Annotated in this window: 11 protein-coding genes; 6 read left to right on the top strand and 5 right to left on the bottom strand. The window is 74.9% G+C overall.

The genetic code is table 11. From position 1 onward, the window contains the following. Positions 1 to 117: 117 nt before the first annotated feature. On the top strand, positions 118 to 498 hold the full coding sequence (locus tag K353_RS01345) for a VOC family protein (protein ID WP_111551664.1): 381 nt from the start codon (positions 118 to 120) through the stop codon (positions 496 to 498). 138 nt (positions 499 to 636) lie between these two features. Here K353_RS01345 and K353_RS01340 read toward each other — a convergent pair whose 3' ends face one another. Together K353_RS01340 and K353_RS01335 are read right to left on the bottom strand one after the other, a co-directional pair. After that, positions 637 to 2,814 (bottom strand): RICIN domain-containing protein, encoded by a 2,178-nt coding sequence (locus K353_RS01340; protein ID WP_199527943.1) that lies wholly within the window; start codon positions 2,812 to 2,814, stop codon positions 637 to 639. A 32-nt stretch (positions 2,815 to 2,846) separates the two neighbouring features. Further along, on the bottom strand, positions 2,847 to 4,346 hold the full coding sequence (locus tag K353_RS01335; protein WP_370447536.1) for an RICIN domain-containing protein: 1,500 nt from the start codon (positions 4,344 to 4,346) through the stop codon (positions 2,847 to 2,849). A gap of 459 nt (positions 4,347 to 4,805) precedes the next feature. Between K353_RS01335 and K353_RS01330 the strand changes: the two genes are divergently transcribed. Both K353_RS01330 and K353_RS01325 read left to right on the top strand, forming a co-directional pair. Further along, entirely contained in the window at positions 4,806 to 5,480 is a 675-nt protein-coding gene (locus tag K353_RS01330) for a hypothetical protein (protein WP_111551663.1), read from the top strand. A gap of 819 nt (positions 5,481 to 6,299) precedes the next feature. Next, positions 6,300 to 7,475, top strand: coding sequence for an alpha/beta hydrolase (locus tag K353_RS01325; RefSeq protein ID WP_111551662.1), 1,176 nt, complete (start codon positions 6,300 to 6,302; stop codon positions 7,473 to 7,475). 35 nt (positions 7,476 to 7,510) lie between these two features. Here the strand turns inward: K353_RS01325 and K353_RS01320 are convergent, their stop codons facing one another. Both K353_RS01320 and K353_RS01315 read right to left on the bottom strand, forming a co-directional pair. Beyond that, positions 7,511 to 7,717 (bottom strand): hypothetical protein, encoded by a 207-nt coding sequence (locus K353_RS01320; protein ID WP_111551661.1) that lies wholly within the window; start codon positions 7,715 to 7,717, stop codon positions 7,511 to 7,513. Positions 7,718 to 7,740: 23 nt separating this feature from the next. Next, complete coding sequence (locus tag K353_RS01315) at positions 7,741 to 8,658, bottom strand: acyl-CoA thioester hydrolase/BAAT C-terminal domain-containing protein (RefSeq protein WP_111551660.1); 918 nt, start codon at positions 8,656 to 8,658, stop codon at positions 7,741 to 7,743. Positions 8,659 to 9,015: 357 nt separating this feature from the next. Here K353_RS01315 and K353_RS01310 point away from each other — a divergent pair, with 357 nt between their 5' ends. From K353_RS01310 to K353_RS01300, 3 genes are all read left to right on the top strand, one after another. Next, positions 9,016 to 9,978 carry a quinone oxidoreductase gene (locus tag K353_RS01310; protein WP_111551659.1) on the top strand — a complete coding sequence of 321 codons (963 nt, stop codon included), beginning with the start codon at positions 9,016 to 9,018 and terminating at the stop codon, positions 9,976 to 9,978. Positions 9,979 to 10,004: 26 nt separating this feature from the next. Next, positions 10,005 to 10,598 carry a TetR/AcrR family transcriptional regulator gene (locus K353_RS01305; protein ID WP_111551658.1) on the top strand — a complete coding sequence of 198 codons (594 nt, stop codon included), beginning with the start codon at positions 10,005 to 10,007 and terminating at the stop codon, positions 10,596 to 10,598. Between the two features lie 203 nt (positions 10,599 to 10,801). Further along, positions 10,802 to 11,320 (top strand): rhodanese-like domain-containing protein, encoded by a 519-nt coding sequence (locus K353_RS01300; RefSeq protein ID WP_370447535.1) that lies wholly within the window; start codon positions 10,802 to 10,804, stop codon positions 11,318 to 11,320. Between the two features lie 56 nt (positions 11,321 to 11,376). Here K353_RS01300 and K353_RS01295 read toward each other — a convergent pair whose 3' ends face one another. After that, positions 11,377 to 12,228, bottom strand: coding sequence for a LysR substrate-binding domain-containing protein (locus K353_RS01295; RefSeq protein WP_199527942.1), 852 nt, complete (start codon positions 12,226 to 12,228; stop codon positions 11,377 to 11,379). Between the last annotated feature and the right edge of the window lie 118 nt (positions 12,229 to 12,346).

Here is a 12,346-nt window from a genome sequence, read left to right as displayed (position 1 = left end):
CGTGCTCCCGCCGAATACCCCGTGGCAGCGCTCCCATGCCGCGCCGACCGGCCCGGACCGGTGCCGAACCGCCCGGGCCGGTGGCCTCCGGCCGGGCGGTGCGGCAGACTCGTCCGCATGGTCTCCCTGGTGCAGAACGTGGCGATCGACTGTGCGGACGCCTACCGGCTGGCCCGCTTCTGGGGCGCGGTGACGGGCCGCCCGGTCGACCCGGACTGCCGGCCGGGCGACCGCGAGACGCAGGTGACCCTGGCCGACGGGCTGGTGCTCTACTTCCACCAGGTGCCCGAGGCCAAGACGGCCAAGAACCGGGTCCACCTCTGCCTGCGCCCCGAGACCACCCGCGACGCGGAGGCGGAACGCCTGCTGGCCCTCGGCGCCGCCCTGGTCGCCGACCGCCGCGACGCCGACGGCACCGGCTGGGTGGTGCTGGCCGACCCGGAGGGCAACGAGTTCTGCGTCCTGCGCGGCACCGCCGAACGGGCCCCCGCCCACTGACCCGTCGCAAGGCACAAGGCACAAGGCACAAGACGCCAGGCGTACGGCGGACGGCGGACGGCGGACGGCCGCCCCCTCCCGCACGGAGGGGGCGGCCGCCTTTCCGGTGGAAACCGGGCCCGGGTGGGACGCGGGGCCTTACGGGTAGGCCACCAGGTTCGCCACGTTGGTGGACGAGTTGGACGGTCCGCCGGTGGAGTTGATGACGTGGGCGATGGTGCCGGTGCCGCCGAGCGAGACGGTCACCATGTCGTGGAAGCGGACGGTGGAGCGGTTCGGGACCTCGAAGGAGTGCTCCTCGACCACGGACGGGTTGACGTTGAAGTAGGCGTAGGACCCCAGGCCCCAGGCCTCGTGGTTGGTCACCGAGTCGGCGACCTTGTAGGCGGGGTAGCCGCGGGTGGAGCCGTTCATCCAGGCGGCCTGGTTCGGCGGGTCGTACGGCAGCTCGTTCTGGAAGAAGTACGTCCGGCCGTTGTTGCCGTTCCAGATCACCTGGGTCTGCTGGTAGTGCTCGACGAACAGCCCGTACATGGTGACGTTGTTGCCGTTGACGACCAGCCCGTTGGCGGCGGTGTTGCTGGTCCAGCCGACGCCGCTGCCGTGGTCCGCGCGCCACAGCCACATGTGGTCGCCGATCACGTTGTTGGAGTTGACCACCAGCGACTGGGTGGCCTTGCCGACGCCCGCACCGCCGATCCGGAAGAAGACGTCGTGCAGCGAGGTCGGGTCGGCCGAGTGGTCGGCGGCGGAACCGGCCGCGCCGAGCTGCATCAGCACCGGCGAGTTGACCGTCCCGGCGTCGATCAGCAGGCCGGCCAGCTTGACGCCGTTCACGTCGGCGACGTTGACGGCGGTGATGCCGTTGTCCGGGACGAGGGTGGCCAGGCCCAGGCCGAGCACCACGGTGTCGGCGCGGTTGATGTTCAGGGTCTGGTTCAGGTGGTAGACACCCGGCGTGAACAGCAGGTTCTTGCCCTGCGCCAGCGCCCCGTTGATGTCGGCCGCGCTCGCGCCCGGCTTGACGATGAAGAACTGGTCGATCGGCAGCGAGCTGCCCTGCTGCGCGCCGCCCGCCCAGCTGGTGCCGGAGGTGTTGGAGCGCAGCGCCGGGACGAACACCTTGTACGCGCCCGCGGAGTCCACGTACAGGAAGGGCTTCTCACGCACCACCGGGGTCTGGTTGACCGTGGTGTAGGGCGGGTTGGGGAAGGAGTTGGCGGGCGCGTTGACGTCGCCGACGAACACCATGTTCCAGTTGGAGCCGGTCCAGCTGCCCCACTGCGCGTTGCGCGACAGCCACTGCTGCTGGGAGCCGGAGCGGACCTGGCCGTCGATCTTCGAGTCGGCGATGAAGCCGCCCGAGGACCAGCCGCCGTCGTCCAGTTGCAGGTTGCCGCGCACGTGCATCCGGCGGTAGGGCGCGGCCTGGGAGACCGCCCAGCGGTCGGTGCCGCCGGTCGGGTTGACCGAGAGGTTCTCGGCGGAGCGCCAGAAGTTCTGCGTCGCGTTGCCCTGGAACCAGTCCGCCTCGGCGTGCACCGCGCCGTTGATGGTGACGTCGTCGGGGGACAGGCCCAGGCCCGCGACCTGGGTGTAGAAGCCGACGTTGGCGTCCACGTTGTAGCTGCCCGGCTTGAACAGCAGGGCCTGGCGCTGGGTGCCGAACTGGTTGCTCTCCTGCTGGGAGAAGACCGCGTTCAGCTTGGCCTGGACGGTCGCGGCGGGCGTCGACGGGTCGAAGACGGCCACGTTCGGCCCGAAGTCGGGCGTGCCGGGCGGGTTCGTGACGGTGCTCCCGAAGGTGAAGGACTGCGCGGTGGTGCCGTTGCAGGCGTACTGCTGCAGCTGCACCGCGTCGGCGGTGGAGGCGCTCGGCACGTCCAGGCACTTGCCGCTGTTGCGGTTGACGAAGTGGTAGGCGCCGCTCGCCTCGGCGACCGCCTGCCACTGCTGGTTCAGGCCGCCGCTGTACGTCCACAGCTGGATCTTGGCGGCGTCCGCGGTGGAGACGTCGGTGACGTCCAGCGCCTTCGAGGTGTCGTTCTGGTTGTTGATCCGGACGTAGCCGTTGCCGAGGTCCTGGACCTGCCACTGCTGGGCGGTGGTCCCGTTGCAGGCGTACTGCTGGACGGCGGTGCCGTTGGCGGTGGCCGCCGCGGCGGCGTCCACGCACTTGCCGGAGTTCTGCGCCACCAGGGTGGTCGCCCCGGTCGGGACGGCGGCCAGCGCGGCGGGGGCGGGGGCCAGCAGCACCGCGGAGGAGGCGAGCAGGCCGGCGGTCGCGGCGAGCGGGAGGATCCTGTTGCTGCGCAAGGGGGTTGCTCCTTTCTCGGGCTGACGGGCGGTCAGGCGGGCAGGTTCCACTGCTGGTTGGAACCGGCGAAGCAGTCCCAGATCTGGAGCCGGGTGCCGTTCGCGGAGGACGGGCCGGTGGCGTCCAGGCAGCGGCCGGAGGCCGGGTTCAGCAGCGTCTTGTTGGACTGCGCCTGCCACTGCTGGGCCCCGGTGCCGTTGCAGTCGTACAGCTGGGCCTGGGTGCCGTTGGCGGTGCCGCCCGAGGTGAGGTCGAGGCACTTGCCGAGCGCCCGGACGGTGCCGTCGGTGCCCACCGTCCACTGCTGGGCGGCGGTGCCGTTGCAGTCGTAGAGCTGCACGGCGGCGCCGTTGGCCGAGCTGGCGGCCGCGACGTCCACGCACTTGCCGCCGTAGCCGGTGATCTGGCCGGTGCGGCCGCCGGTCGGCGGGGTGGTGGTGCCGCCGCCGGTGATCGCGTTGAAGGTCTTGGAGAACTGGTACGCCGACTGCGGGGTGCCGCTGCAGCTGTCGGAGAGCGTGCCGCTGCTGGCGCACGCCTTGTCGCGGCCGATCGCCCAGAAGGCCAGCAGCTGGATGCCCTTGGACGCGGCGAAGGACTCCAGGGTCTGCGCGTTGGCGGTGGTGAACACCTCTGCGGTGGTGTCGTTGACCCCGATCATCGGGGTGTTGCCCTCCATCGCCCACAGCTGGTCGGAGGTCTTGGACGTCCAGATCTGGCCGAGCTGGGTGTGCAGGCCGTTGGCGGCGCTGATCGCGGCCTGGCCCATGTCCATGGCCGGGCCGTAGTCCATCGTCATGATGTTGACCGCGTTGACGGTCAGGCCGCGGCTCTTCGCGTTGTTCAGCAGGCTGATCGAGTTGGATTCGAGACCCGAAGGGCTGACCGGCAGCGTGTAGTTGACGTCCAGCCGCTTGCCCGCGGCCGCCTGGGCCTGCTGGAGCTGGGCCAGCGCCTGGTTGCGACGGTCGTTGGCGGTGGTGTCGTTCAGCGCGCCGCCCTCGATGTCCAGGTCGATCCTGGTCAGGTTGAGGGCGTCCACCACCCGCTTGTACTGGGCCTGGAGGCTGGAGACGCTGGTGCACGCCTGGCCCAGCTCGGTGCCGGAGGCGCCGCCGAAGCTGGCGATCACGTCGCCGCCGGCCGCCCGGTGCGCGTTGATCGCGCTGGTCCAACCGGCGTCCGTGATCGAGGTGTTGCCGTTGAACGTGGCGTTGCAGCTGCCGTCGCTGATCACGAAGGCGAGGGTCACGTACTTCAGCCCGCCGCTGGTGCGGGCGGTCGCCAGCGTGTTCGGCGAGTTCCAGGTCTCCAGGTACGGCGCGGCGTAGTGCGCCGGGAAGCCCGGCCCGGCGTTGGCCGCGGCCGAGGCCGGGCCGGCACCGGCCACCAGCAGGCCGGCGACGGTGGCGGGCAGCGCGACGGCGGCGGCAACGGCCCGGAGGCGGGTGCCGGTGCGACCGTCGGAGCGGGTGCCGGTGTGACTGTCGGCGTGGCCTTCGGTGCGGGGGCGCAGACGGGTGCGGATCAAGGCGGCTCCTCGTGGGGGAGAACGTTCACTCGTTCAGTTAGTGAACGCGAAGCGATGCCTGAGGGAGCGTCCGGAGCGGTCCGGGCAGGGCGGATCATCCCCCGGAGGGGGAATCGGTGGTGGTGGCCAGCAGCCCCGCCGGCTTTGGTCTGGACCTTTTTCAAGACGTGAAGTTAGGGGGGTCCGCGCGGCCACGTCAACCCCCGTGCGTACAGGACTCGAAGACCGTGCACGGAGCGGCCCGGCGTGGAGCGCCATAGCGGGACGTGCCCAGTTGTGTTTGTTAACAGATGGAACCCGCCCGGGGTGCCGCACCGGTGGCCCGCCAGCGGTGGCCCGTCGGCGGCGGGGTGCGGCGGTGCGGCGGTGCGGCGGGGCGGTGTGGCGGTGCGGCGGTCAGCGGCTCCGGTGGGGCGGGAGCGGGGCGGCGCTGTGGGCGGGGCCTGCTTGAATGCGTGGATGTCCGTCGCCGAACTGATCCGCCGCCTCCCCGACACCCCCGCCGTCCTGGCGCGCTGCCGCGCCCTGGCGATGCTGGACGCCGTCCTCAGCCCGGGCTGGGTGGACAGGTACTACTCGTGCGGCTCCGGCTGGGCGCCCGGCGAGGTGATGGCCTCGATGCGGAACGGCAGTGGTGACTCCTACGCGATCGTCTTCACCGAGCAGGGCGCCCTCGCCCTGGGCTTCGACCACGAATCCGCGCTGAGCCCGTACCGGTACGACGCGCGGGAGCCGTGGCCCGGGCTGATCGACGAGGTGCCGGAGGCGTTCCGCGCGCAGCTGGAGGAGCCCGCCTTCCGCGACGAGGACGGGGTGCTGGAGGCCACGGTGTGCTTCTGGCGCGAGCGGGCCGACACCGCCTGGCGCACCGGCGACCTCGTCCCCGCGCCGGACGGCGGTGACCAGGACGGCGGCGCCGCCCGGCTGTTCGACCTGCTGCTGGACGGCAGCCCCGAGGCGTACCGCGATTTCGCCGAGGAGTACTACGAGGTGGACGTCGACCTCGACGCCGTCCGCCACGTCCACGCCCTGCGTCCGCTCACCGCCGAGCTGGTGCACGCACTGAACCCGGAGCTGGACCTCGCCGACCTCGCCGACGACATCGCGGAGATCGGCTACCCGACCGGCGGGTGAGGCCCCGCCGGGGGAGCCGCCGCCGGATGAACCTCCGCCGGGGGAGCCGCCGGCAGGTGGGCCTCCGACGCCCGGATGCCGCCAGGCCGTGGCAGCGTGGCACGGCTTCGGGCGGGCGAAGGAGGGGAGCGGCGGGCCGATCAGCCCGGCGGCGCGCGGTCCGGCGGCGTGGGCGGCGCGGGCCGGGTGCCCTGTGACTGGACCGCGCCGGCTTGGCCGGGGGCTCCGGGTAGTGATCGCGGCGGGAGGCGTAGCTGTCGGGCGGTGGTCGGCTTCGTGTTCGGCGGGCGGGACGTGACCCGTCTCGCCGGGGGGTCGGCGGTGCGGCGTTCCGGGCGGTCCGTGCCACGACTCCGCCGCGTCCGTCCGAGCCTGACCGCCTCGACCGTGGGCCGTGGCAGCGTGGACCGGCCCGGCCCCGTCCGACGCCGGCCCCGTCGTCGAGGAAATCGCCGCCCGCCACGCGCACCTCCGCGGTCGCCCCGACGATGCCGCGCTGCGCCGCCGGTGGCTGCGACGGCCGCAGAGGGTGCACGACCCGCGCCGGGGCCGGCACCGCCACCTGCTCGCGGCGGTCGACCGCTGGTCCGTCCCGCCGACCTCGTCACCCGTGCTCGACCGGCCCGGCGCGCCTGTGCGCGCGCAGGCGCGGGCGCGCCGACCGCCTGTCCGTCGACGGCAGGCCCCAACCCGGCTGCGTCGGCGCCCCCTGCGGTCTCCCGTAGGGGTTGTGCGCCGACGGTGGGTCCGTTCTCCGGCGCAACCCCTACGCCGTTGAGCCGACGTCAACTTCCTTCAACGGAACGTACGGTCACGCCCATGACCAGAATCCGCCCCGCCGCCGTCCTGGCCGCCCTGCTGCTCGCCCTGCCGCTGTCCGTCGCCGCCGGCCCGCCCGCCGGGGCCGCTCCGGCCCGGGTCGCCGCCTCCGCCGCCCCTCCGGCCGCGGTCCGGGTCGAACTCCCGCGCCCCACCGGGTCGTACGCGGTCGGGCAGGACGTCCTGGAACTCGTCGACCGGGACCGGACCGACCCGTGGGTGCCGGCGTCGGGCCCGCGCCGGCTGATGGTGTCGGTGTACTACCCGGCCAGGGCGGGCAGCGGCGGCCCGGCCGCGTACATGACCCCCGGCGCGGCGCGGATGCTGCTGGACGCGAAGCTGCCGGGCAACACCGTCCCCACCGAGGCGCTCACCGAGATCCGGACCTGGGCCGCCTCCGGGGCCCGCCCCGCGCCCGGCCGCTACCCGCTGGTCCTCCTCTCGCCGGGCTTCACCATGCCCCGCACCTCGCTGACCGGCCTGGCCGAGGACCTGTCCAGCCACGGCTACGTGGTCGCGCTGATCGACCACACCTACGAGAACACCGGGACGACCTTCCCCGACGGGAGCACGCTGCCCTGCGTGATGTGCGGCCGACTGCGCTCCCCGGAGGACTGGGCGGGCCTGGACCGCAGCCGGGCCCGGGACGTCTCCTTCGTCATCGACCGGTTGACCGCGCGTCCCCACCCCGCCTGGCGCTACGCCCGGATGATCGACCCGGCCCGGATCGGCACGGCCGGGCACTCCGCGGGCGGCGCGGCGGCCGTCCCGGCCCTGCTCGCCGACGACCGCATCCGGGCCGGCGCGGACCTGGACGGCACCATGGACGTCCCGGTGCCCGCCACCGGCCTCGGCGGCAGACCGTTTCTGATGGTCGGTCACCCACTGCCGGACGGCGCCGAGGATCCTAGCTGGGCCGAGAGCTGGCCCCGGCTCGACGGCTGGAAGCGCTGGCTGACCGTCGCCGGCACCAACCACGCCTCGTTCACCGACTTCCCGATCCTGCTCGACGCGCTCGGCCTGCCCGACGACGGCCGGACCCTCTCATCCGGGCGCGCGCTCCAGCTCACCCGCACGTACCTCACGGCCTTCTTCGACCTGCACCTGAAGGGTGTCGCCCAGCCGCTCCTCGATGGGCCGACCCCCCGGAACCCGGAGGTCGGCTTCCACCCGTAGCCACCGGCCGTCGGTCGAACCCACCGGTCGACCGGTCAGGACCGGGTGCCGGAGGACACCGGGACGGTGCGGCGGACCCGGTGCCGGTCGAAGCACCCGCCGACCACGGCCCGCCCGCCGGGCCGCACCACCCGGCCCGGCTCCGGCAGCCGCCCGGCAGCCGCCCGGCTGTCGGGCGGCTGCCGGGCGGCGGGAGCACCGTCCGCGCCGGACCCGGCCTCCCGCACGCGGAGGCGGACCACCGCCGGGCGCCGACGGTGCTGCGCTACCCGGGGGTGGCGGGCTGCCGGACCGTCCGGGGCGCTCGGCTCCCGCCCGGGAGGGGCAGACCGCCGGCGAGCAGGTCGAGGAGGCGGGGCCAGGCCAGGGCGCCCAGCCGGGTGTCGGCGGCCGGGGTGCCGCCGTGGGCGTGGACCGGAGAGGCGGGCAGCGGGAGTTCGCCGGGAAGCACCACGCGGTGGCCCGCCTCCGGGTCGCTGACCAGCAGGGTGCGGGGGCCGCCGGACGCGGGGCGGCGCTCGCGGATCCGCTCGGCGAACGGGAGGGACGGCCACATCGCGTCGGCGCCGCCCGCGACCAGCAGCAGGTCCGCCCGGGCCCGCTCGACCGGGATGCGGGCCGTGGGCAGGGCCGGGGCGAACGTCCGCGCGCTCCGCTCGTACCAGCTGCGGACGGCCACCGGGGCGCCCTCCGGCTCCGCGGGCGTCCAGTCCTCGTCCATCGGGACGAACGGCAGCGGACGCCCCCGCCAGGTCCAGGAGGAGCGGAACGGGCGGTCCGCGCCGTCCGGGCCCGGGCCGACGTTGCACCACACCAGGGAGGTGGGCGCCAGCGCGACGACCGCGTCCACCCGGGGATCGCGCACGGCCGTCAGCAGCGCCGCCTCCGCGCCCTTCGACGTCCCGAGCAGGCCGACCCGGCGCGCCCCGTCCGCCCGCAGCAGGTCCACCGCCGCCGTGAAGGTCTCCAACGGGACCTCGCACACCCCCGGCGGCTGCCCCGGCCCGCCGAACCAGCGGATCGCCAACGCGTCGAACCCCGCCCGGGCCAGCACCCGCGCCCGCGCCGCCTCCACCCGCCCGCTCGACCCCGACAGCACCACCACCCCGACCGGACTGCCCCCGGCCGGCGTGCACCGCAACCCCTCCCAGGGCTCCGCCCAGGCCCGCTCGACGATCTCCATCCGCCGCCCCTCCGCCGTCCTGCCACCGACGCCCCCACCCTCGCCGGGCCCGCCCCCGCCGCGCAAGGGCGTGCCGGATACCGTCGAGCGGCGCCGCCCGCGGCCCGCAGGCCCGGGCGCGGTAGGGCAGGACGGGCGGGCCGGGCTCCTGTCGAGGAGCGCGGTGCCGTCCGGGCGAAATGGCGCCCTGCCCACGGCCGTTGACGCCCCTCCGGTGGGCGCCCCGGTCGGTGGGGCCCCCGTGGGCGGTGCGCCGGACACCGGCGTTTCTGGACTTGCTGGTCCATTTCTGCCCGCCTAACGTGCAGTGCGTGCCCGGACGACGGCGGACGGGCCCGAGCAGGAAGGCGGTGTGCCATGCACGCGATCCGGATCGAGGAGCACGGCGGCCCCGAGGTGATGCGCTGGACCGAGCTGCCCGACCCCGTGCCCGGCCCCGGGGAGGCGCTGGTGCGGCTGGGCGCGGCCGGGGTCAACTACATGGACACCGGGGCCCGTTCCCAGGGCGGCCCGGGCTGGGTGGCACCGGCGGTGCTGGGCGCCGAGGGCATGGGGTACGTCACCGCGCTCGGCGCGGACGTCGAGGACCTGGCCGTCGGCGACCGGGTGGCCTGGTTCTACCACCCCGGCAGCTACGCCGAACTGCTGGCCGTCCCGGCCGCCGCGCTGGTCAAGGTCCCGGACGGGGTGCCGGACGAGATCGCGGGCGGCCTGCTGATGCAGGGCCTGACCGCCAACCACCTGACCACCGAGACGTTTCCCGTCACCCCGGGCAGCACCGCCGTGGTGCACGCCGCGGCCGGCGGGGTCGGCCGGCTGCTCACCCAGCTGGTCAAGGCCCGCGGCGGCAGCGTGATCGGCCTGGTCTCCCGGGAGGAGAAGACCGCGGTGGCGAAGGAGGCCGGGGCCGACCACGTCCTGGTGCACTCCGGCGCCGGGTTCGAGGAGCACGTCCGCGAACTCACCGGCGGACGCGGGGCCGACGTGGTCTACGACGGCGGCGGCGCCGACACCTTCCGCTCCTCCCAACTGGCCCTGCGCCCGCACGGCGTGCACGCCTACTACGGGCCCTTCATGGGCGTCCCGACCATGCGGCCCACCGACCTGCCCAACAGCATCCTGCTCAGCTACCCGGTCGTGCACCACCACGTCGCCACCCGCGCGGACCTGGTGCGGCGCACCGGCGAACTGTTCGACCTGGTCCTGGAGGGGCGGCTCACCCAGCGGATCACCGGCCGCTACCCCCTCGCCGACGCCGCCCGGGCGCACGCCGACCTCGAATCGCGCCGCACCACCGGCAAACTGCTCCTGCTGCCCTGACCGCCGACCGTCCCGGGAGGAGAACCGTGCCACTGACCCGCAAGGGCGCCGCCACCCGGCGGCGCATCGTCGAGGGAACCGCCGAACAGATCCGGGAGGACGGCGTGTTCGCGGTCCGGCTGGAGGACGTGATGGCCCGCACCGCGACCAGCAAGAGCCAGCTCTTCCACTACTTCCCCGGCGGGAAGGACGACCTGCTGCTCGCCGTCGCCCGGCACGAGGCCGACCGGGTGCTGGCGGACCAGCAGCCGGAACTCGGCGCACTCACCTCCTGGGACGCCTGGCGGCAGTGGCGCGACAAGGTCCTCGCCCGCTACCGCGCCCAGGGCGGCAACTGCCCCCTGCACACGGCCCTCGCCCAACTCGGCGGCGCCACCGACGCCACCCGGGCGGTGGCCTGCGAACTGCTCGCCCAGTGGCAGCGCCACCTCGTCACGGGCATCCGCCACCTCCAGGCCGACGGCGCGGTCCCCCCGGAGCTGGACGCCGACCGGGAGGCCGCCGCGCTGCTGGCCGGTATCCAGGGCGGCGTGCTGATCCTGATGACCACCGGCTCCGCCACCCACCTGGAGGCCGCCCTGGACACCGGCCTCGCCCGCCTGCGCGCGGGCGGGGCCTGAGGGGGCGGGGTGCGAGAGGCGCGGGCGCGGGCGCGAAAGGGCGGGGCGGGCGCTGGCGGGATCTTGACGGTCACAGGCGCTCACGCCACTCGTGGAGCGATCGCGAGGGACCCGAAGATGGAGCCGTCGCCGACCGGTACCACCCGCACCCGCACCCGGTACGGCCCCGTCCCACCATCGCGTCCCGCCAGGAAGAGGCCCCCGTGTCCGTCGCCGAGAGCACCCGTGAGAGCACCAGCGCCGCCCCGAACGACGCCGTCCCGGGCAGCGCCGTCCTGAGCGTCCCCGCCGCCGCCCCGGCCGAGGCCGCCGCCCACTACGCCGCCCGGCTCGCCTTCGAGGCGGACGTCTCCGACGTGCACGCCGACCTCGCCGCCGGGGTGCCCGGCATCGTGGTGGTCGACACCCGCAGCAAGGCCGCCTGGGACCAGGGGCACCTCCCCGGCGCCGTCCACCTGCCCACCGCGCGGATCGCCGATCTGGCGCTGGGGACGATCGACCCGGCGCTGACCGTGGTCACCTACTGCTGGGGCCCCGGCTGCAACGGCGCCACCCGCGCGGCGCTGGCCTTCGCCCGGCTCGGCCACCCCGTCAAGGAGATGCTCGGCGGCTTCGAGTACTGGGTCCGCGAGGGCTTCGCGTACGACACCGCCGCCGGCACCGAGCAGCGCCCCGTCGACGACCTGACCGCCCCGCGCTCCGGCCTCTCCTGCGCCTGCTGAGCCCCCGCGCCCCGTCCACGCACCCCCGCCCCCGCCGGTCCGGCGGTCGGTCGGCGTCAGTCGCGGTAGGCGGCCGTCGCCGTCTCGACGAAGGAGCGGACCAGCGGGTAGGCCCCGTGCTCGTTCCACGCCACCACCACCCGGCTCGGCGCCAGGTCCACCACCGGCACCACCGCCAGCTCGGCGGGGAGCTCGTGCCCGAGCGGCGCCAGCCCGACCGTGCCGTTCCAGAGCACCGCCTGGAGGCACTCCTGGACGCCGCGCACCACCGGCCCCTCGCGCGGGACGCCGCCGTGCCAGTACGCCTGCCAGTGCGGATCGGTGCCCGGCGGGAAGCGGAACCAGCGGCGGTCGGCCAACTCGGCCAGCCGCAGCCGCCCGCGGCGGGCCAGCGGGTCGTCCGCCCGCAGCACCGCGCCGACCGGGTCGGACCGCAGCGTGCGCACCGCCAGGCCGGTCTCGTCGAACGGCGCCCGGGTGAGCGCGACGTCGACCAGCCCGGCGCGCAGCCCGCAGGTCGGGTCGGTCAGGTCGGTCTCCCGGACCCGGACGTCCGCGCTGGGGTGGCGGCGGCGGTAGGCGGCCGCCGACCGGAACACGCCGGGGTCGGTGCCGTCGCCCAGGATGCCGACGGCGATGCCCGCGCTCCCGGCCGCCGCAGCCACCCGCACCCGGACCCGGTCGGCGCGGGCGAGCAGCGTCCGCGCCTCCGCCAGCAGCACCGCGCCCGCCGGGGTGAGCGCGACCCCGGCCGGCGAGCGGACGAACAGCAGCGCGCCGAGGTCGGCCTCCAGCTGCTTGACGGCCCGGCTCAGCGGCGGCTGGCTGAGGTGCAGGCGGCGGGCGGCCCGGCCGAAGTGCAGTTCCTCGGCGACCGCGACGAAGTACCGCAGGGTTCGTAGCTCCACGCTGCGACGATACCCAGCCGGTATCGGCAGCCCGGAACGGGTCCTGGACGGCGCCCGCCCCCGGCGGTGGGGTGGACGGGGACGCGGCCGACCCGGCCGCCGTCACCGACCGGCCCCG

Origin of the sequence: Kitasatospora sp. SolWspMP-SS2h (assembly GCF_003259315.1) — a bacterium.
Taxonomy (GTDB): Bacteria; Actinomycetota; Actinomycetes; order Streptomycetales; family Streptomycetaceae; genus Kitasatospora; species Kitasatospora fiedleri.
The sequence above is the reverse complement of the archived record's forward strand: the minus strand, read 5'-3'. Positions and strand labels throughout refer to the sequence as shown.